Source organism: Pseudomonas asgharzadehiana (assembly GCF_019139815.1).
Taxonomy (GTDB): Bacteria; Pseudomonadota; Gammaproteobacteria; order Pseudomonadales; family Pseudomonadaceae; genus Aquipseudomonas; species Aquipseudomonas asgharzadehiana.
In genome coordinates this window covers 3,590,750-3,611,117 of record NZ_CP077079.1, presented here as the reverse complement: position 1 = coordinate 3,611,117, position 20,368 = coordinate 3,590,750, and the positions used below count along the sequence as shown (strand labels likewise).

General features: G+C 60.5%; 20 protein-coding genes. 5 read left to right on the top strand and 15 right to left on the bottom strand.

The features are described from left to right. Window positions 1–4 precede the first annotated feature (4 nt). The 6 genes from fapD to KSS96_RS16165 all read right to left on the bottom strand — a co-directional run bounded on the left by fapD (window position 5) and on the right by KSS96_RS16165 (window position 5,209). A complete protein-coding gene (fapD, locus tag KSS96_RS16190; protein ID WP_017528527.1) occupies window positions 5–685 on the bottom strand; it encodes a fibril amyloid maturation endopeptidase FapD in 681 nt (226 codons plus the stop codon). Window positions 686–746: 61 nt separating this feature from the next. Continuing rightward, window positions 747–1,490 (bottom strand): amyloid-like fimbrin subunit FapC, encoded by a 744-nt coding sequence (gene fapC / locus KSS96_RS16185; RefSeq protein ID WP_065878893.1) that lies wholly within the window; start codon window positions 1,488–1,490, stop codon window positions 747–749. Between the two features lie 67 nt (window positions 1,491–1,557). Continuing rightward, window positions 1,558–2,106 carry a fibril amyloid subunit FapB gene (gene fapB / locus KSS96_RS16180; protein ID WP_017528525.1) on the bottom strand — a complete coding sequence of 183 codons (549 nt, stop codon included), beginning with the start codon at window positions 2,104–2,106 and terminating at the stop codon, window positions 1,558–1,560. Next, a complete protein-coding gene (gene fapA / locus KSS96_RS16175) occupies window positions 2,106–2,555 on the bottom strand; it encodes a fibril amyloid chaperone protein FapA (RefSeq protein WP_026067309.1) in 450 nt (149 codons plus the stop codon). The genes fapB and fapA overlap by 1 nt, the downstream gene beginning before the upstream one ends. A gap of 328 nt (window positions 2,556–2,883) precedes the next feature. Continuing rightward, a complete protein-coding gene (locus tag KSS96_RS16170; RefSeq protein WP_017528523.1) occupies window positions 2,884–3,879 on the bottom strand; it encodes a FecR family protein in 996 nt (331 codons plus the stop codon). Between the two features lie 220 nt (window positions 3,880–4,099). Next, window positions 4,100–5,209, bottom strand: coding sequence for a DUF6543 domain-containing protein (locus KSS96_RS16165; RefSeq protein ID WP_217855089.1), 1,110 nt, complete (start codon window positions 5,207–5,209; stop codon window positions 4,100–4,102). A 172-nt stretch (window positions 5,210–5,381) separates the two neighbouring features. Between KSS96_RS16165 and KSS96_RS16160 the strand changes: the two genes are divergently transcribed. Beyond that, on the top strand, window positions 5,382–6,416 hold the full coding sequence (locus KSS96_RS16160) for an Ldh family oxidoreductase (RefSeq protein WP_017528518.1): 1,035 nt from the start codon (window positions 5,382–5,384) through the stop codon (window positions 6,414–6,416). Between the two features lie 17 nt (window positions 6,417–6,433). Here KSS96_RS16160 and KSS96_RS16155 read toward each other — a convergent pair whose 3' ends face one another. Continuing rightward, on the bottom strand, window positions 6,434–6,754 hold the full coding sequence (locus KSS96_RS16155; RefSeq protein WP_017528517.1) for an ElaB/YgaM/YqjD family protein: 321 nt from the start codon (window positions 6,752–6,754) through the stop codon (window positions 6,434–6,436). 164 nt (window positions 6,755–6,918) lie between these two features. On the opposite strand from KSS96_RS16155, the gene KSS96_RS16150 reads away from it, so the two are divergent. Further along, entirely contained in the window at window positions 6,919–7,173 is a 255-nt protein-coding gene (locus KSS96_RS16150) for a hypothetical protein (RefSeq protein WP_003190904.1), read from the top strand. Here KSS96_RS16150 and KSS96_RS16145 read toward each other — a convergent pair. Further along, on the bottom strand, window positions 7,145–8,065 hold the full coding sequence (locus tag KSS96_RS16145; RefSeq protein ID WP_116078548.1) for a LysR family transcriptional regulator: 921 nt from the start codon (window positions 8,063–8,065) through the stop codon (window positions 7,145–7,147). The two genes, KSS96_RS16150 and KSS96_RS16145, sit on opposite strands and share 29 nt — an antisense overlap. A 91-nt stretch (window positions 8,066–8,156) precedes the next feature. Between KSS96_RS16145 and KSS96_RS16140 the strand changes: the two genes are divergently transcribed. Beyond that, the gene (locus KSS96_RS16140) at window positions 8,157–9,083 is read left to right on the top strand and encodes a carbon-nitrogen hydrolase family protein (RefSeq protein WP_065878903.1); all 927 of its coding nucleotides are present in this window, start codon (window positions 8,157–8,159) and stop codon (window positions 9,081–9,083) included. 49 nt (window positions 9,084–9,132) lie between these two features. On the opposite strand, the gene KSS96_RS16135 is transcribed toward KSS96_RS16140, so the two are convergent. Further along, complete coding sequence (locus tag KSS96_RS16135) at window positions 9,133–9,594, bottom strand: LEA/WHy family protein (protein WP_017528514.1); 462 nt, start codon at window positions 9,592–9,594, stop codon at window positions 9,133–9,135. 13 nt (window positions 9,595–9,607) lie between these two features. After that, on the bottom strand, window positions 9,608–11,035 hold the full coding sequence (locus KSS96_RS16130) for a nucleobase:cation symporter-2 family protein (protein ID WP_065878905.1): 1,428 nt from the start codon (window positions 11,033–11,035) through the stop codon (window positions 9,608–9,610). Between the two features lie 233 nt (window positions 11,036–11,268). Between KSS96_RS16130 and KSS96_RS16125 the strand changes: the two genes are divergently transcribed. After that, complete coding sequence (locus KSS96_RS16125) at window positions 11,269–12,894, top strand: methyl-accepting chemotaxis protein (protein WP_065878908.1); 1,626 nt, start codon at window positions 11,269–11,271, stop codon at window positions 12,892–12,894. Between the two features lie 63 nt (window positions 12,895–12,957). Here KSS96_RS16125 and KSS96_RS16120 read toward each other — a convergent pair whose 3' ends face one another. From KSS96_RS16120 to KSS96_RS16100, 5 genes are read right to left on the bottom strand one after another with little or no spacing between them, the layout of a single operon-like run. Next, window positions 12,958–13,935, bottom strand: a complete 978-nt coding sequence (locus KSS96_RS16120; RefSeq protein ID WP_065878911.1) for a 2-hydroxyacid dehydrogenase — start codon at window positions 13,933–13,935, stop codon at window positions 12,958–12,960. After that, complete coding sequence (locus KSS96_RS16115; RefSeq protein ID WP_017528510.1) at window positions 13,932–15,224, bottom strand: MFS transporter; 1,293 nt, start codon at window positions 15,222–15,224, stop codon at window positions 13,932–13,934. Before KSS96_RS16115 ends, KSS96_RS16120 begins: the two co-directional genes overlap by 4 nt. A 45-nt stretch (window positions 15,225–15,269) precedes the next feature. After that, the gene (locus KSS96_RS16110) at window positions 15,270–16,211 is read right to left on the bottom strand and encodes a sugar kinase (protein ID WP_017528509.1); all 942 of its coding nucleotides are present in this window, start codon (window positions 16,209–16,211) and stop codon (window positions 15,270–15,272) included. Next, window positions 16,204–16,986: a sugar phosphate isomerase/epimerase family protein gene (locus KSS96_RS16105; protein WP_217855087.1), complete on the bottom strand. Its 783-nt coding sequence runs from the start codon at window positions 16,984–16,986 to the stop codon at window positions 16,204–16,206. The genes KSS96_RS16110 and KSS96_RS16105 overlap by 8 nt, the downstream gene beginning before the upstream one ends. Before the next feature lie 43 nt (window positions 16,987–17,029). After that, window positions 17,030–18,043, bottom strand: a complete 1,014-nt coding sequence (locus tag KSS96_RS16100; protein ID WP_068936601.1) for a LacI family DNA-binding transcriptional regulator — start codon at window positions 18,041–18,043, stop codon at window positions 17,030–17,032. 234 nt (window positions 18,044–18,277) lie between these two features. Here KSS96_RS16100 and KSS96_RS16095 point away from each other — a divergent pair, with 234 nt between their 5' ends. Next, the gene (locus tag KSS96_RS16095) at window positions 18,278–20,206 is read left to right on the top strand and encodes a hypothetical protein (RefSeq protein WP_217855085.1); all 1,929 of its coding nucleotides are present in this window, start codon (window positions 18,278–18,280) and stop codon (window positions 20,204–20,206) included. Window positions 20,207–20,368 lie beyond the last annotated feature (162 nt).

Genomic DNA, 20,368 nt, shown 5'->3' with positions numbered 1-20,368 from the left:
CTTCTTAAAAGAAGTCGCTCTGTATGAAACCGAAATCCATCAGCTCGGCATCGCCTACGGGCCTGAACTCATTCAACTGGTTCTTGGCGGTCAGCGGCGCAGGTGGGTCGAGCAAGACATTGGCCTTGTCGTAACCCTCACCCAGCACGGCGAAGACGATGCCATTCCAGCCCTTGACGAAATCATCGTGGGAATAGCGCTTATGGCCCAGCACCGGGTCGCCGATATAGACCCAGTCCTTGTCGGCTCGCTGCAGCACCACGAAGTGCTTGTAGCCACGAATTTCCAACAGCACCACCACGGGGATCTTCACGGTAACCAGAGTGTCTGGCGCAATTTTGTAGCCCCGGGCACGCATGCCGATACTTTCGAGGTAGCGCTTCATGTCCAGCATGGAAAAACCCTGGGTACGCACCAGGTTCTGGTCGGCGGTGACCAGCATGCCTTTGATGATGTGATCTTCGTCGACGTCCAGCCAGTAGGCTTGGCGCAGGATGGTGGCGAGTGCCGCGGCACCGCAGCTGAAATCGGTTTTCTGTTCCACCAGGTTGGCGAACCGGCGTTCACGAATACTCTCGACCTTCTTGAAAATCACTGCACCGCCAGGCATGGCGGAGATCGCCATGGTGCCTGCCCACGTGGGGCCGGTGAGCAACATCAGGAGGGTGAGGGTCGCGAGGCGCATGATCGTATGACCTGCTGGACACGGGAATAAAAAAGGGCCTTGTCGCCAAGGCCCCGTTGGATCAGAAGCGCACGCCGCTGGCGCAGACGGTGCAACCTTGACCGATCGACAGGCTGTTGCTGCCTTGGTTGCCCGAGCCCGATTGCAGGTTCACACCCACGTTGCCGGAGTTGCGGTTAACCGAGTTGTCGAGGCTGGAGTTGTTGGACACGTATTGGGCCTTGCCGCCATGGCCATAGCCGTGGCTGGTAGCGGCCGTGTTGAGGTAGCTGTTGGCGAGCGAGTTTTGCTCGGTGTTGGCGGCCGCGGCGATGTTTTTGCCGTCGGCGGTCACGATTGCCAGGTTGTTTTTACCCTGGTTGCCTTGACCGGCCTGGCCGTTGTAACCCAGGTTGCCGGAGTTACCGTTAACCGAGTTATCCAGCGAAGCGTTGTTTTGGGTGCCTTTGTTGACGAAGCTGTTCGCCGCGCTGTTTTGGTTCACATCGACCACGCCGAAGACGGTGGCGGCATCACCTTTGGCGCTGGAGATGGCGGCTGAGTTGTCTGCCTGGTTGCCACTGCCTGACTGGACGTTGACCCCAACGTTACCGCTGTTGCCGTTTACCGAACCATCGGCCGAGGCGTTGTTTTCGGTTTTGGTGTCGTCAAACTTGTTGATCGCGCTGTTTTGTACATCCGTCACGACAGCGGCGATGGTGCCGGTAGGTTGAGGCGCAGGGTGCCAGCCACCTGCTTGAGCTGCGGCAGCCATGAGTGCGGCGAGAGCGAAAACCAGTGGTTTCAGAGCCATTTGAGGTTTCATGGTGTTTCTCCTTGCTTCTAATTAGTGAGTTAAGTGTTGGTACGGTCCAGCCAGTGCTACCAAGCGATTACTTGATAGTGATACCCAGGGTGTTAGCCACTCGGTTCCCCACCCCGGCACTCTGGTTCACCTGAATCACTCCTCGGCTGCCTGTGAAGGCCTGGTCGCTGGTAACGACAAGGCGGCTGCCAGTGGTGGGGGTGAGCCCTGAGTCGGTCAACTGCGTCGTGTTCTGTTGCAACAGGACGCTGTCATCGATGCTTTGCGGGCCAGGGTTGATGCTGATCCGCACGGCGTTGATGGATTGGTTATTGGCCCCGGCCGACTGGTTGATGCCCAGTACACCGTTGCCGCTGGTAAAGGCGTGGCCCTGGATCGCCGCCTTGGCGTTCAGGGACGGGTCGACGCTGCCGTCCATACGCTGGATGTTCACGTTGGTGGCCTGGCCACCAACGGCAATGGCGCGACTGTTGGACGTTTGGTTCTGGTTGCCGGCGGCCTGGTTGATCGACAGAACACCGCCGTACTGTGTGCCGCTGTTGTTGATCACGGCGCTGTCGTCGGCGAATGCGGGGGCGCCGGCCAGCAAGGCGAGGATGAGCAGGGAGCGATTCATTACTTGCCCCCCATCATGCTGCCGATGTTATTCAGGGGCGCCATGCCGCGTTGGATCGAGTCGCTGATCTGCCCGCCCATATTGCTGCCGCTGCCATGACCGGCGGCTGAGCCGGCCCCCAGGGTCGACAGGCTGCTTTGGGTGGCATGCGGGCCGGTCAGGCTGCCGCTGGTCTGTATGGCGCGCACGATGCTCGAGCCGCTGCTGACACCGCCGATATCGCGGTCACTGAGTTCGCCGGTGGCGGCCATGATTTCTTGGCTGGGATTGGCGTTGGCGGTGGTGGGGTAGGGGTCCTTGCCAAAGGCGGCGCGGCCGTACATATGCGCCTGCACGTTGCGGCCGGTCACGATCACGCCGTCACCGGCAACGCTCGGCGCACTGATGCCGACGCTGAGTACACAGCTGATCAGCAGTACGTTCATCGAACCTTGAGTGAGTGTGGTCACGGCGGCATTCCTTATTGTTCGCGCTGACCCTAAACAGCGCTGTAAGGGACAGAGCAGAAGCCGTGCCGTTTTTTATTTATTGTTGTTATTCAAAGGCTTGTGATTTTTTGCGTAGCGCGTGATGTTGCGGCTGTTTCATGGCTGATACAGCTTGTCGTTCAGGCGCGCTTATACCGTCACACCCCAAACGATTCACCCGTCTGTATCAGCGCTGTAACACTGCACATGACAAAACGATGAATCCGCTCACGGCGTGCGGTTCAGGGCGGGGAGGTGTTTCAAAAATGGACACAACAGGCACGCGTAAACCCCGGCCTGCGGGCAAGGCTCAGCCTTTTGGGGTTTTACGCGGGATGGAGTTGAGTACGGGGTTGCCGTCCTGGTTCTGGGTCAGGTACACCGGCAGAACCTTGGGCAGGGAGGGGATGAGGTTGTTGACCTCATGGGTGTTGTAGATGCCGCCAATCCGAATGGCCCCGGTGGTGGCGTCCGCCAGCATCACCGGTTTGCTCAGGTAGCGGTTGATCAATGGCAACGCATCGGCCAGGGCCAGGTTGTCGAGGATCAGCTTGCCCTGGCGCCAGGCCAGCGCGCTGTCATTGGGGTTGATCGTTTTTACCCGTGGCGTGGCGTCGCCCAATTGATAGCTGGCCTGCATGCCGGGGGTCAGGGGCACACTGCCGTGTACGGGGTCGCTGGCAATTTGCACCGAGCCTTCTAGCAACGTCACCCGCACTTGGTCGCCATATTTCCAGACGTTGAATTGCGTGCCGGTGACCCGTACCTGGCCTTCGCCGGCACGCACGATAAACGGATGCGCGCTGTCATGACTGACGTTGAAAAAGGCTTCGCCTTTTTTCAGCGTGACGCGGCGTTGGTCCTTGTAATTGCTATAGACCAGCTGCGTGCCCAGGTTGAGTTCCACCTGGCTGCCATCACCCAACGTCACCTGGCGCAAACCGGTGGTCGCTTCGAAGCGTTGATAGGAACTCGGGAGCCAGCCCGCTTCCCAGCCGGTAAAGGCGGCCAACGGCAACGCAGCGAGGCAGATCGCCGCCGCTACGGCGTAAGTGCGCAGCCGGCTGCGGGGTTTGAACGGCACCACCACCGCCACAGGTGCAGTGCGTGGCAGGTGGTCGGCGACGTCCCAGATTTCCAGCATGGCCGCGTATTCAAAGGCGTGCAGCGGATGCGAGTCGTGCCATTGCTCAAAAGCCAAACGTTCATCGCGGGTGCAGTCACTCGCATGCAAGCGCATGCACCAATGCGCGGCGGCGTCGGTGATGGCGTCATATTCGGCTTCTAAAAGGGGCTTTTCGCTCATTGACTCATCCTGATTTCGCACATTCTAACCCCCACAGGACTACGACGAGAACAGCCGTCATGGCGATTGCACATCAATTGGAAGCTATTCTCGTTTGGACGCGCCTTGAAGTTTCAGCACATTCGCGCCATGGCATGCGAAAAATCTGCGGAAACCCCCGGTTGCCCTGAGCCACCAGCGCGCGGCTCAGGCTCACGGGTCCAGCGCGCGACCCGCTTGGCTAATCATGTAGGCCACCGAATCGGCATTGGCCAGGAGGGTGTCGATGCGCTTGTCGCTGTTGCTCATGAAGATCGCGCGGGCATCCTCCAGGGTCTTGGCACCGGTGGTCGTCAGCACTGTTTTTTTCTGCGTTGAGGTTGAACTGTCGGAGCCGAAATCCTCCCATTCCTGAGTGAACGAGTCCCACGTTCTGAACAGCATGCTCGCCGGGGTAGAGAGCGACAACGCGCTTTTTCAAGCAGTTTTGATAGATGTCTATCGGAGGGGGCGAAAAAACGGTCCAGCAGGTAGATTTTATGCTCTGCATCCTTGAGCAGGATGAACGCAATGGTGTCCTGTTGGGTTTCGCGAGCGGTGCCGCTGACAAAACGCATTGAGTCAGGCCCGACAGCGTGTGGTTGATCAACTCATCCAGCACTTCGTCCACCCGCCGCTCGACTCGTTGTACCTGCTCGGGCGTCAGTGCGATAACGCCGAAGAGTTCGCTGAAAAAGCGCCCCAGACGACTGTCTGGCCCGCGCAGTGTCGCAAAGTTTTCAAGATGGCGTTTGGCGGTCACCGCATAGTACGTCGCGACATTGAGTGCTTCATTGATACATTGGGCTTTCCAACTCGACATCGCGGTAATTGCGCGCATGCCCACCGCCTCTACATTGATGGCGTCTCTTTCATCAAGCCACGTAGACACCTGACCCATATAGCGACTCAAGATTTTGCCGTAGCGCGGGTGATGCGTGTCGAGGTCTAGCGTCCATTGGCCCTGCGCATTGCGCAGCAGATAGGGGCCGTGCTGCTTACCCTTGCTCAGGCGCCAGTGCTCACCGGCTTTTTTTACCGCGTACACCTTGCCCGCCAAGGGCACAACGTTCTGGGCGCCGCTCTTGTCCCGGTAAATATGACTCAGCGTGCTGTGCTCCAGGTCGTTCAGGGCAACCTCGTGGTTTTCGAAGATGTGCAGTTGCGTGCGTTCAGGCGCCGTCAGGTCCAGCTCAGCCGGCGTGATGGTGGCCGGCTGGCGCGGCTTGAGCCATTGCTCCAATGAAACCGGCATTTTGTCGGGCCGGGCTTGTGGAAAGGGTTGTTGCAGTTCGCGGCGCAGTGAAGCCAACTCGGCCCCGCGGTTTGGAGTCGAGCCAGCGGCGCTCGTCCCCAATCGAAGCAACACCGCGCGCAAGGCGGTAGATAACTGAAGCGGGCGTTGACAGGTGGCAGGTGAAGCATTGTTTAATCAGCGGTCTGGATGCTTGTTGTCTCTTCCAATTACAAAATCGGAGCTACAGATGTCTGCCCAGTCTTCCCTCATTGACCACGCAACGGCGCTTATTGGTTTCGACGAACTGGTGGGACTGCTGCACGCGGTGTTTGTAAAGCACGGAACATCCCCGGAGGCGGCGGCGATCCTGGCGCACAATTGCGCCAGCGCCGAGCGCGACGGCGCCCATAGCCACGGCATCTTCCGCATTCCTGGTTACCTCAGCACGCTGGCCAGCGGCTGGGTTGACGGCAACGCCACGCCGGTTGTCACGGATGTGGCATCGGGCTTCGTGCGGGTAGATGCATGCAACGGTTTTGCTCAACCGGCATTGGCGGCGGCGCGGGCACTGCTAATTGAAAAGGCACGCAGCGCCGGCATTGCGCTGCTGGCCATTCATAACTCCCATCACTTTGCCGCCCTGTGGCCCGACGTCGAACCCTTCGCCGAAGAAGGGCTGGTGGCGCTGAGCGTGGTCAATAGCATGACCTGCGTAGTGCCCCACGGCGCCGACCGCCCCTTGTTCGGGACCAACCCCATCGCCTTCGCCGCGCCGCGTGCCGATGGCGCACCGATCGTATTTGACCTGGCCACCAGCGCCATTGCCCATGGCGACGTGCAGATCGCCGCGCGCAAGGGCGAGCGGTTGCCGCCGGGGATGGGCGTCGACAGCCTCGGCCAACCCACCACCGACCCGAAAGCCGTGTTGGAGGGCGGTGCGTTGCTGCCGTTCGGCGGCCACAAGGGTTCGGCGTTGTCGATGATGGTGGAGTTGCTGGCGGCGGCCCTGACCGGGGGCAACTTTTCCTTCGAGTTCAACTGGGCCGACCATCCGGGAGCGCGTACGCCCTGGACCGGGCAGTTGCTGATCGTGATCGACCCGAGCAAAACCGCCGGGCAAAGCTTTGCCGAGCGCAGCCAGGAGCTGGTGCGGCAGATGCATGCGGCGGGTTTACGGCGCTTGCCGGGGGATCGACGTCATCGCACGCGGGCGAAGTCGTTGCAGGAGGGGATCACGGTGGAGGCGCAAGCGCTGGCGCAGTTACGCGACTGGGCGCTCTGAGCCCCCACCGCTGTCAATCAGTTGCGGCGGCCCAGCAACAAGCCGACCACCAGGCCGAAGCCTGCGGAAATCGCCACCGTCTGCCACGGATGACCGCCGATATAGGTTTCGGTGGCATCCACCACCGGCTTGCTGCGCTCGCGCACATTGGACACCGAGTCCAGGGCTTGCTTGAGTTTGATCGCCACCTGCTCGCGCAGGGTTTCGCCTTCTTCACCGACCAGGGAAGCACTGCTCTTGAGCAATTTGTCTGATTCTTCGATCAACGCCGTGAGTTCGCTGAAGGCTTGATCCTTGATTTGTTCTTCGACGGCTTGGGCAGCGGTTTTGCGGGCCATTGTGTGACTCCTTGCGGGTGAATGTGGCAGTGAACAATGGAGTATCGGGCGTGCGCAAAAGTTGCAGTTTTTTTGCGCAAGCGTGGCCTTGAGCCAAATCCGAATCTGGAAATTTCGACCTACAGTGTAAGATGTCGCCTATTTGTGCAGCAGGTAATTCAACCATGAGCTTCAATCTCGCCAACAAGACCCTCGCCGAACGCGCCGAGCTGGAAGATGAAAAGTCGCGCCTCTACGACCTGTGGCAAACCAACCTGGGCAAGGCCAAGGGCGAAGCTGCCCGGTTGTTCGGTGAGCGCGCCAAGCGCAAGGGCAAGTGGGCCGAATGGGTTCGCGCTGAACTCGACGGCATGTCGCCGCCGGAGTTTTCCAACATGGTGCGCAGCGAAGTCAACAAACTGATGGCGGCGGCGAAGTAAAGCTCGCCACAATCGCCTCGCGCACTTTGAGCAACATTGGGTCCAACTGGGCCTGGGTGCGCCAACCCAGCTCGACCGGGTAACGCGGCAGCGCCAGCGGGCAAGCCAATACACGCAGGCCGGTCATGTGCGCGATGGCCAGCGCCGCGTGCCCGGGAATGGTCGCCACTGCCTGGCTGCCCGTGAGCAAAAAAGGCAGGGCGGCAAAATGGCTGGTCGAGGCGCACACCTGCCGGCTCAGCCCTTGGGCCGCCAAACCTTCGTCGGTAATCCCGATAAAACCGCCGGATGACACCAGTACATGCTCGCGGGCGACGAATTCTTGCAGGCTGATGCCGTGCTGATCCGGGGCCAGGCTGGCGGGGTCTACCAGGCAGCGGTAATCGCCTTCGGCCAGCACCTGTCGACTCAAGCGGCTCTGTGCAAAGCCCCCGGCGGTAATCGCCAGGTCCAGCGTGCGGTCGAGCAGGGCGCCCGCCACGATCTGGCTGTGGGTCTGGCGGAAAATCACCCGCAGTTTCGGCAAGCGCTGTGCGATTTCGAGCATCAGCCGACGGCCATAGGCAATTTCAAAATCATCGGACAGCCCCACCACCACGGAGCGCCCCTGATAATCCGGGTGATCGGGGTTGACCATGGCCAGGCTCTGGCGGCAGCGCTCCAGCGCTTCACTGATCACCGGCTTCAACTGATTGGCCCGCAACGTCGGCGCCAGGCCTCGGCCGGTGCGCACGAACAACGGGTCGCCATACACCTGGCGCAAACGTCGCAAGCCCGCGCTGATGGCCGATTGGGTGACGCCCAGGCGCACTGCCGCGCGGCTGGCGCTGGACTCGTCATGCAGGGCTTCGAAGGTTTTCAGTAGGTTCAGGTCGACCTGGGCGATATTCATTGGGTTCATATCATTCAGTACTGAGGTGGGCTTTATTCATGATCCGGGCTGGCGCGAGAATGGGCAACCCCCCTTACTCGGAGTGATCGTGATGCCTGTTTCTACTGTGGCGGCGTTGCAAATTGGCGCATTGCCGGGCGGCAAGGCTGAGACCTTGGCGCAAATCCTCGGCTATGAGGACGACATCAAGCGCAGTGGCGCGCAATTGGTGGTCATGCCTGAAGCGTTGCTCGGCGGCTATCCCAAAGGTGAAGCGTTCGGCACGCAGCTGGGCTACCGCCTGCCGGAAGGCCGTGAAGCCTTTGCCCGTTACTTCGCCAATGCCATCGACGTGCCGGGCACCGAGACCGAGGCGTTGGCCGGCCTGTCGGCGCGCACCGGGGCCAGCCTGGTGCTCGGTGTGATCGAGCGCAGTGGCAGCACCTTGTACTGCACTGTGTTGTATTTCGAGCCGGCGGGCGGCCTGGTCGCCAAACACCGCAAACTGATGCCTACCGGCACCGAGCGGCTGATCTGGGGCAAGGGCGACGGTTCCACCTTGCCGGTGATCGACGCGGCGGTGGGGCGTATCGGCGGCGCCGTGTGCTGGGAAAACATGATGCCGCTGCTGCGCACCGCCCTGTATGCCAAAGGCGTCGAGGTGTGGTGCGCACCTACCGTGGACGAGCGCGAAATGTGGCAAGTGAGCATGCGCCATGTGGCCCACGAGGGGCGCTGTTTTGTGGTGAGTGCCTGCCAGGTACAGGCCTCGCCCGAGGCGTTGGGTTTGGCGATTGCCAATTGGCCTTCAGACCGCCCATTGATCGCCGGCGGCAGCGTGATTGTCGGGCCCATGGGCGACATCCTCGCCGGGCCGCTGCTGGGGGAAGCGGGGTTGCTGACCGCGCGGATCAATACCGATGACCTGGTACGGGCCAGGTATGACTACGACGTGGTGGGCCACTATGCCCGGCCGGATGTGTTTGAGTTGGTGGTGGACGAGCGCGAGAAGCCCGGTGTGCGCTTCATCACTGACTGACCGCACGCGCTCTAAAGGCGCAGCATTCGCCGTAGTGTGAACAAGGTGCTCACCAGGTTGCAGTGTTCGGCAGGTCCAACGTGCCACGGTCGACAAAGCGCATCGTGCCGAACAGGCCGCCCGCCAGTTTGCCCCGCAGCACATAGGGCAGGTTGTTCAAGCTCTGGGTCTGGCTCAGGCCCAGGGTTTGGCGCAACACCGAAAACGCCGAAACGCTGACCGGTACCACCAGCACGGTCTCGGAAAAGCGCGGGATGCTTCCGGCCTGGTCGCTCACGCCCGCCGCCAACGGCCGGCCGTTGACCTCCAGGTCCAGAGCCACGCCGTTGTAGTCGATCGCCGTTTCATTCGGGTTCTGTATCCGCAGTTTCACCGCGAAGCGCACTTCCAGGTCCTGGCTTTGCAGCGGCTCGATGCCGACCACGTTGATGTTGACCGGGTCACGGTTGGGGAACAGCGCGCAGCTGCTCAAGGTCAGCAGCAACAGCGATAGAACCATGAGCGTGCGCATACACAAGGTGCTCCTATTTCGTGACGTCCGGGTCTTGCATGACTTTGAGGGTAGAGGACTCCGGATCAAATTCATCTTCCTCCAGCTCTATGAACGCCTCCGGCAGGAAAATGTTCAGCAAGATTGCACAGAACGCGCCCACGGTGATCGGCGACTCGAAGATGTTGTGCAGCGCCTTGGGCAATTCACGCAGCACTTCGGGCACGGCGGCAACGCCCAGGCCCATGCCAAGGGAAATCGCCACAATCAGCACATTGCGCCGGTGCAGCCCGGCTTCGGCGAGGATCTTGATGCCGGCCACGGCCACCGTGCCGAACATGATCAGCGTCGCGCCGCCCAGCACCGGCTTGGGCATCAGTTGCAGCACCGCGCCGATCATCGGGAACAGGCCCAGCAACACCAGGAGCCCGGCGATAAAGTACGCCACATAGCGGCTGGCCACGCCGGTCAACTGGATCACGCCGTTGTTCTGGGCGAAGGTCACCATCGGCAGGCTGTTGAACGTGGCGGCCATCGCCGAGTTGAGGCCGTCGGCCAGCAGCCCGGATTTGATGCGCTTGATGTACAACGGGCCCTTGACCGGCTGTTGGGAAATCATCGAGTTGGCGGTCAGATCACCGGCCGCTTCCAAGGGTGAAATCAGGAAGATCACCGCCACCGGCACAAACGCCACCCAGTCGAACGAAAAACCGTACTTGAACGGCACCGGCACGCTGATCAGCGGTACCTGCGGCAATGCCGCCAGGTCCACGCGCCCCAACAGCCAGGCCACCACAAAGCCCAGGGTCAGGCCGATTACGATCGAACCCAGGCGCAGGAACGGGTTGTTGAAGCGGTTGAGCACCACGATGGTCAGCAGCACCAGGCCCGCCAGGCCCATGTTGCCGGCTGCGCCGAGGTCGCTGGCGCCAAAGCCGCCGGCCATGTCGGTGACCGCTACCTTGATCAGCGACAAACCCATCAGGGTAATGATGGTGCCGGTCACCACCGGGGTGATCAGTTTGCGCAGCTTGCCAATGAACTGGCTGAGCACCACTTCGATAAACGCCGCGAAAAAGCAGATGCCGAATATCGTCGAGAGGATCTCATCGGTACCGCCGCCCCGGGCCTTGACCATGAAGCCGGCGCTGAGGATCACGCTGATAAACGAAAAACTGGTGCCCTGCAGGCACAGCAATCCCGAGCCGATCGGGCCGAACTTGCGCGCCTGCACAAAGGTGCCGAGCCCCGACACGAACAGCGCCATGCTCACCAGGTACGGCACTTCGCTTTGCAGGCCAAGTACGCCGCCGACAATCAGGGTAGGCGTGATGATCCCGACGAAACTGGCCAGCACATGCTGCAACGCGGCAAAGATCGCCGCGCTGAAGTGCGGGCGGTCTTCAAGGCCGTAGATCAGCTCGGATTTATAGCGGGGGCGCGGGGCTTGAGCGTCAGACAAGGTGAGGGCTCGGGTCAGAAAAGGGAGGCGCAGGATGCCAGAAACCGCCTATCGTCAGAAGTGTAAAAAAATATTTATGAATGCCCTGCATAAAACCCCTGAGCCAGCCGATAGCTCTTACAGGCCCACCGATCAGCAATCACAGTGGTGACCAAGGTCTGAGCGGTGCGTTGACACCGATTGATCGTTTCGCGGCAGGGATGCACGCAAACATTACTTTTGAGAATTCTCTTATGTCACTTCGCCATCTGAATATTGCTCCGCGCGCTTCTCTCGGTTTCGCATTTATTGCGTTGTTAGTGGTGGTGCTGGGGGTGTTTGCGGTCAACCGCATGACGTTGATTCGCGAGGCGTCGATGGCGATGAGCGCCAACCAACTGCCCAGCGTGACGAACCTGGGCACGATGATGGAGAACGTGCTGCGCATGCGCATCCTGTCGTTTCGCGTACTGGTCAACCGCGAACCGGCCGGGTTGCAGGAGGCTGAAACCCGCATAGGCGTGCTGACTGACAAGGTGAAGACCGCCCAGGCCGCGTACTCCGCGCTGCCTGCCGGGCCGGAAGAAGCGGCGCTGTTCAAGGTCTTTGGCGTCACGCTGGAGAACTATTTGAAGGCTCAGAGTGAGATGCTCGCCCTGTCCAGGCAAGGCAAGGTCGATGAGATGCGTGCGCTGATCAACAGCCGCATTAAGGAAGGCACCGACCAGATGGGCGAGCAATTGAACAAGCTGATCGCCATCAACGCTGCCGGCGCCAAGGCAGCCGACGCCGATGCCGGCCATGGGTACGACGTCGCGATCACCGGCGTAATCATCGTATCGGTGGCTGCCGCGTTGCTCACCGTGTTGCTGGCCTGGTTGCTGACCCGCAGCATCGTCACGCCGTTGCGCAAAGCGGTGGCAGTGGCTGAAACTATCGCCGCCGGCAACCTCAGCAACGTCATTGAAGATGATGGCAAGGATGAGCCCGCGCGCTTGATCGGTGCCTTGGCCGCGATGCAGGCCAACCTGCGCCAGACCATCCGGCACATCGCCGGTTCGGCCACGCAACTGGCCTCTGCCGCCGAAGAGCTGAGCGCGGTCACCGAAGAAGCCTCCAAAGGCTTGCAGCAGCAGAACAATGAAATCGACCAGGCCGCCACGGCGGTCAACGAGATGACCGCGGCGGTGGAAGAAGTGGCGCGCAATGCGGTGTCCACCTCCGAGGCGTCGGGCCAATCGAACCTGGCGGCGCGCGAAGGCCGTGATCGGGTGGTGGAAACGGTCGGCGCGATCCAGACCATGACCCAGGATGTGCAAAATACCGCCGCGATGATCGAGGGCCTGGCCACGCAAGGTCGTGACATCGGCAAGGTGCTGGATGTGATCCGCGCGATTGCCGAGCAGACCAACCTGCTGGCCCTTAACGCCGCCATCGAAGCGGCCCGCGCCGGTGAGGCCGGACGCGGTTTCGCGGTGGTGGCGGACGAAGTACGCGCCCTGGCCCACCGTACCGCGCAGTCGACCCAGGAGATCGAAAAAATGGTCGCCGGCATTCAGAACGGCACCGGTGAAGCCGTGCAATCGATGCAGCAGAGCAACCAGCGCACCCAGAACACCCTGGAAATGGCCCGCGCCGCTGGCGTGGCGCTGGAGCAGATCACCCAGTCGATCAGCCTGATCAACGAACGCAACCTGGTGATCGCCAGCGCTTCGGAAGAACAGGCCCAGGTGTCTCGCGAAGTGGACCGCAACCTGGTCAACATCCGCGACCTGGCCACGCAGTCGGCGGCGGGCGCCAACCAGACCAGCGCGGCCAGCCATGAGCTGTCGCGCCTCGCGGTGGACTTGAATGCGATGGTGGCCAGGTTTGTGATCTGACCCTTTGCAATGCAGCCAAAGGTGGGAGGGGCAAACCCCTCCCACATTGTGGTGGTTCAGGTATTACGGTTTCCAGGCTGCGAGGTTCACCAGGTTTTTCGGTTTTTCGCCGGCTAACGCCGCCAGCAGATTATCCACCGCGCACCGGGCCATCGCCTCTCGGGTCTCATGGGTCGCCGAACCGATATGCGGCGTCGCCACCACGTTGTTCAAACGCAGCAACGGCGAGCCGTGATCCAGCGGTTCCTTCTCGAACACATCCAGCCCCGCTGCGCGAATTACGCGGTGTTGCAACGCCTCGACCAGCGCGGCTTCATCCACCACTTTGCCGCGCGAGATATTGATAAAGATCGTCTCCGGGCCCATCCGCGCGAATTCCTCGGCGCCAATCAGCTTCTCGGTTTCAGCGGTGAGCGGCAGGGTCAGGCAGACAAAATCGGCTTCTTCAAGCAATGCCTGCAAGCTGCGGTACTGCGCGCCAAAGCGTTGTTCTACCTGTGGCTTGGGCGAATGGCTGTGGTAGATCACCGGCATGCCGAAGCCAAAGTGCCCGCGCTGGGCCAGGGCTTCGCCGATGCGGCCCATGCCGATGATGCCCAGGGTCTTGCCATGCACATCGCTGCCGAAGTGCGCCGGGCCGATGTTCTTGTTCCATTGGCCGGCGCGCACCATGTCGGCCAGCTCGACCACGCGTCGAGCGGTGGCCAGGATCAGCGCAAAACCGGTGTCGGCGGTGGTTTCGGTGAGCACGTCCGGGGTATTGCTCAGCAGGATGCCGCGCCCGGTCAGGTAGTCGATGTCGTAGTTGTCGACGCCCACGGACACGCTGGCCACCGCTTCCAACTGCGGCGCCAGGTCAAGTAATTGCGCATCCAGGCGCAGGCTGGCGCCCAACAAACCATGGGCGCCGGGCAGGGCGTCGCGCAGTTTGGCCAGGCCGCCGGCATCGAGTGCCTCGATCAGCGTGACCTCGGCGTGTTCGTGCAGGCGGGCCATCAGCGGCGCGGAGAGCGTTTTGTACAACACCACAGACTTTTTCATGAGGTCTTTACCTTCAACTCCAGAGTGGGGGCCGGCGAGCGGTCGCTGGCGCCGGGCTTGAGGAACATCGTCAGCACCACCGACAGCATCAACGCGCCGCTCATCAGCAGGTACGAAGCGCCGGGTGAGCCGGTGCTGCTGTTGAGGTAACCCACCAGGTACGAGCCGCCGAACGAGCCGAGCGCGCCCATGCTGTTGATCAGCGCCATGGCGCCACCGGCGACGTTGGCCGGCAGGATTTCCGGCACGATGGCGAAGAACGGCCCATAAGGCGCGTACATGCACGCCCCGGCAATCACCAGCAGGGTGTAGGACCACCAGAAATGTTCTGCACCGAGCACGTAGGACGCGTAGAACGCAATCGAGGCGATCAGCAGCGGCGGCCACACAAAGCGTTTGCGCTTTTGCAGCTTGTCCGAACCCCAGCTCACCACCAGCATGCCGATCACGGCCGCCAGGTAAGGCAGCGCCGAGAGCCAGCCGGCTTCGACCATGTCCATCTTCAAGCCGGCCTTGAGAATCGACGGCAGCCACAATACAAAGCCGTACACGCCGATGCTCCAGCAGAAAAATTGCAAGGCCAGGATGATCACCTTGGGCGAGCGGAACGCTTCGCCATAGTTCTTGACTGCCTTGATGCCTACCTGTTCGGCGGCGAGGGCGGTTTCCAGTGACTGTTTCTCGGCGTCGCTCAGCCATTTGGCGTCTTTTGGCCGCTCATCGGCCAGGCGCCACCAGATAAACGCCCACAACACCGCCGGCAAACCTTCGATGATAAACATCCAGCGCCAGCTGTAATGCTGCACCAGGTAGCCCGACACCACCGACATCCACAGCATGGTCACCGGGTTGCCGAGGATCAGGAAGGTGTTGGCGCGCGAACGTTCGGCACGGGTGAACCAGTGGCACAGGTACACCAGCATCGCCGGCATCACCGCCGCCTCGACCACCCCGAGCATGAAGCGAATGGCGATCAGCATGTAGGCGTTGGACACCACGCCGGTCAGGGTGGCCAGGCTGCCCCAGAGGATCAGGCTGACGAAAATCAGCTTTTTGACGCTGCGCTTTTGCGCGTAGATCGCCCCCGGCACCTGGAAGAAAAAGTAGCCGAGAAAGAACAGCGCGCCGAGCAACGAGGACATGCCCGGCGTGATCATCAGGTCTTCGGCCATCCCGGAGGCGGCGGCAAACCCGTAGTTGGCACGGTCCAGGTACGCCAGGCTGTAAGTGATAAACACGATGGGCATGATGTACCACCAGCGGCGGGTGGCGAGTTTCACGGTTTCCATAAGAGTGCTCCTGAGCTTGTTGTAGTTGTGGCAACAGGGAATCGGTTATGCGACGGATCGGGTGGTCAGTTCGGCGCGGGTCGGCAGGCCTTCCATATCGCCACGGCTTTGCACGGCGCGGCTGCCGATCCAATTGCCGCGCCGCACCGCCTCGGGGAAGCTTGAGTTTTCCAGCAGGGCGCTGATCATGCCCACGGCAAACCCATCGCCGGCGCCGACGGTGTCCACCACCTTGTCTACGCGCACGGCGGCGACGAAGCCCTGGTCGAGGTGAGTGCGGTAGTAGGCGCCGTCGGCGCCGAGCTTGATGGCCACGGCTTCGGCGCCCTGGTCAAGGTAGAACGCGGCGATGTCGGCCGGGTCGTCAAAACCCGTGAGCAAACGGCCTTCGCCCAGGCCCGGCAATACCCAGTCGGCCAGGCCGGCGAGGGCGTTGATTTCGCGGATCATCTGCTGCTCGTTGGCCCACAGCGAAGGGCGCAGGTTGGGGTCGAACGAGACGCTGCGCCCGGCCTTGCGCATCTGCGTCATCAGCTCGCGGGACAGCTCCTGGGTGGCGGCGGACAAGGCTGGCGGAATGCCGGTGGCGTGCAGGTGGCGCGCTTGCAGCAGTGCAGGGCTGATGGCCGCGACAGACAAATGGCTGGCGGCGGAGCCTTTGCGAAAGTACTCCACTTGCGGGTCGGCGCCGGCGTCTTCGCGGGACTTGAGCTGAAAACCCGTGGGGTGCAGCGGGTCGACGGCCACGTGGCGACAATCCAGCCCTTCTTGCGTGAGCGTATCGACCACAAAGCGCCCCAGGGAATCATTGCCCACCCGGCTCAGCCAGGCGACCTTGAAACCCAGGCGCGACAAACCAATCGCAACGTTGCTGTCGGCGCCGGCAATGCGTTTATCAAACTGCGCCACGTGGGCCAGGTCGCCGGTCTGCTCGGCCACGAACATCGCCATGGTTTCGCCAAACGAAAGGATATCGATCTCAGACATGGGCATTCTCCCCATGGGGTTGGCCAAGGCGGGCGAGGGTGGCGACCTGTCGCGCGGTGACGTCGACCAGGTCGTCGCCTTGCAGTGGGAATTCCACCGCGCGGGTAATTCCTTGGGCCATGTGCTTGAGCAGTTGTTCCCACAGATGCAGGTCGGTGGCGCCGGGCGGCAGCGCCACCAGCTTGCCGTCCGGGCGGCGCGCCACGGCCTTGCAATGCAGGTAGTCGACATGCCGGCCCAACAGGCGCGCAGCGGTGATGGCGGACTGGTCCTGCCACTGCCAGTTGCCGATATCGAAGGTCATTTTTACCGGCAGGCCCAGGCGTTCGACTTCGCTGAAGAAACGCTGCATCGGTTCGATGCGCCCGCCGTGCAGGGTCTGGTCGTTTTCCACCAGCAACTGCACCGGGTGGCGGTTGAGCAACGCGTGCAGGCTGCCCAGGTCGTTGGTGTCGGTGAAGTAACCCAGGGAGACTTTCAGCCAGCGCGCGCCGAAGGCCCCGGCGCGATCCAGGGTGGCGGCGAGCTCGGCGTTCGGCTGGGCACGGCCGGCCACCCACAGCTCCAGCGGTGATGAGAACACGGCTTCCAGGCCCTGATCGGCCGCAGCCTGGGCCAGCTCAGTGGGTTGCTCGACGGTCAATAGCTCCTCACGCCATTCGATGCGCTGGGCACCGGCGCTGGCGAGCAACGGGACAAAACTCAACTGGCCTTGCTGGCGAACCAACTCGGCGCCGTAGCTGGAAAGGCTGATGGAGACGGGGTATTTGTGCATTGTTGTTTACCTCTGAAACCGGTTTCATTTTTGTGCAAAAAATTTAAATGGGCTGAGTCGAGCCGCGAATCATCAGCTCCGGTAAAAAATCCAGGGTGCGTGTCGGCGCAGTGTCGCCGCGCAAGCGCTTGAGCAGGCAGGCGAAGGCGCTGGCGCCAATCGCCTCGGTGGGCTGGGCGAGGGCGGTGATGCCGGTGCCCACCAGCGGGTACCAATCCAGGTCATCCAGGGCGATCAGGCCGACGTCGGCAAACAGCTCAACGCCCAAGGCTTTGAGCGCGCGGGTGCAGGCCAGGGCGGCGACGCCGTTGGCGCAGAACAACGCCTTGGCGCCGGGTTTTGCGAGAAAAGCCTGCAGATGAATAGGCAGCGCGTCATCCAGTTCCAACACCGCGCCGCTCAAGCCTTGGCGCGCGGCGATTTCAGCCTTGAAGCTGGCCAGGCGCTCCAGGCGTGAGCTGGTGCCATCGGTGGCTTCGCTCACCAGTAACACCTCGCGATAACCTTGTTGCTCAAGATGTTCCACCGCCATGCGCACCGCCGCCGGGTTGTCCAGCCCCACCAGGTCGCTGTGCAGCGGCTCGACCTTGCGGTCCACCAGCACCAGCGGCATTTCCCGTTGCAGTTCCAGCAATTGGTCGAGGTGGTGGCCGAGCGTGTTCACGATCAGCCCTTCGATGTTGTACGACCGCAGCGCGGCGAGGTGCTGGGACTCCTGCGCGTCATCGCGGTCGGTGTTGCACACCACCAGGCTGTAGCCGTGTTGGCGGCAGGCGGTTTCGACGCCGTGCATCACGGCAATGGAATAGGGGTTGCGGATGTCGGCCACGAGCATGCCGATCAGGCGGGTGCGCCCGCGTTTCAAACCACGGGCCATCTGGTTGGGGCGGTAGCCAAGTTCGCTGATGGCCTGTTCGATGCGCAGGGCGATGGCGTCAGAGAGCAATGCACGGTCATCCCCGATGAAGCGCGACACGCTGGCCTTGGATACGCCGGCGCGCTCGGCCACATCAAGCATCGTCACACGGCTGCGCTGGGCGGCAGAAAAAGTGGTCACGTTGGCAGGCCTTTCTTATTGGAAGTTGTGAAGCGTTGAAACCGGTTTCAGGAAACCGCAACAACCTGAAAACGTCAAGTGTATTTGCGTGAAAACGTGGAAATCGCCGGTGCCCTCGCCCGACGAACGGCAGCGTCACCTGTCAACTTTGACAGTATCGGTAGAGCGGCATTGGGTATTCACTCTGTTTTAACGCAGTTCGTAATAGTGACTCACCGACGCGGCGGGAAAATCATGGACACGACTTCAACGGGTAATGCGATTAACACTAACGACACACCGACGCTTCCGGCACTTGAAGTTGTCAACTTGCAGCCAGACGGATTGCTTCCCGTAAAATATTTGTTTTCGGACTTGGAGATTCAAATAACGACTCCTTGGTCGCAGCTGCCTCCTAGTGGTACGAGTGATTGGATTACGTTCGTTTGGGACGTTAAGGGAGCCGCCGGTGATGAATTTCTAACAGTGGAGTTGAAGGGGCCGATTACGGACGCTGATTTTCCTTACTCAATATTCATTTCTTCAGATTACTTTCAAACTAGCGCGACAGTTGAGATTTTTTATCGTATCAGAAACGAGTTTTCAGACAGCCAAGTGTACGAGACTTCATTTACCCGCACTATCATTATCGATAAAAATCCACCGGGTGCTGGTCAGGTCCTGAATCCCGCAAAGTTTCTGATTAATCCGATTACCGAGTCCGCCTTAAGCAACCAACTGTCGGTGGAAGTGGAAGTGCCGGGCGATTACCTAGATCGCAAGACGGGAGACACCGTGTTATGTTTTTTGAGAGGCAGTGACACGCCACCCACAGGACTGGACATTCACAGGCAAGCCTTTGCCCCCATCAGTGGGCCAATGATTGTGAATATTCCAGTAGCGGAGATTCGGAAGTTTGCCGGCTTCCCCATACTTTATTTATTTTATAAGTTACGGGACCGCGCCGGTAATACTTCTGGCAATTCGCTAGTTGGCTATGTACCAATTGATTTGACCGCGCCGCCAGCCAATTTGTCGATGCCTGAGGTGCCGGCGTATGACTCGGATCTGCTGGTTAATCGGGCAGATGCACGCGCTGTTGTTTCGGTCAGGGTGCGTCAGTATGACAACGCCATGCCTGATGACCAGTGTGTGGTTGAGTGGGACGGTAGCTTGCTTCCTGCCGTGCCTGTCAACACGTTGCCTCTCACGGTTCCCGTGCCGTGGAGTGTATTAATTGCCAAGGGCGCGAACCTGCGCCGGATCATTGACTTACCGGTGCGTTACTACATTCGCCGTGCAGGGGATACGGGCCAAGGCGTGCGTTCCCGACCTAAACAGGTGACGGTGGACATGACGATCGCAGGCCAGGAAAACCCGCTGGCGCCCGCATTGCTGAACAGTCAATTGGCCTTGGTTAACATACAGGGCCAGGTTTCCAACGTTCCCAATGTCCTGGATAGCCGCGATTCCGTTGGGCCGGTGAGAGCTTACTTCACGTTGTTCGATAAACCGGTTGAGGGTCAGAAAGTAAATCTTTTCTGGCCAGGCCAGGCGGCACCCGTTGCGACTTATACCGTGAAGCTCAATGATCAAGCAGGGGCGGTTGTTGAATTTGATAATCCGATTCCCTGGCCGGTGATCCAAGCCGCCGGCAGCAATTCGACAACGTTGGTGTATTACCAAACAGATAATGGCGTCAATCAACAGTCGTCGCCTGACCAAATAGTTGCGGTCAACCTTATTACGCCTGTTGTTTACTCAAAACCGAGTTTTCCTCAGTCGTTTCTACACTCAAGCAGATTTCTTAATTGTGATACTCAACCACCTATTTGGCAGGTGGTGAACGTGGTGGTCAATCCGGCGCCGAATGTATTGAAGCCAGGGGATCTGGTGGTGCTGACATGGCAGGGGTTTCGGAGATATCTAAATGAAGATGCCATTCTCTCGACGGCTCATACCATGAGTCATGTATGGCAAGCAGGTGAAACATCTCATACGTTCCAGATAACGGACTATGAAAACCTGATCAAGCCGTTACGTGATTATTCCGCAGGGTCGGCAAAATACTCTGTGGTGCGAAATGGTGTTGAGATAGGGTATTCAGATACCAAATATGTGCCAATTGACCGCAAGAATGGAGCAGGGGGCTTTTGTGGGCCATCGGGTACCGGGTCTGAATAAAAGTATTCCTCGGTGTATTGAACGTCCGGGCGGTAACCGGAGTTGTGTGTGTTATGCGTGTCGTATGTAAATGCGTTGACAAGTAGTTTGTATGAAAAAACCGAACTCTCTTTGAATGTATGTATTTGCTCGATGAGCAGAGCATGCCGGTGATAATGGAGA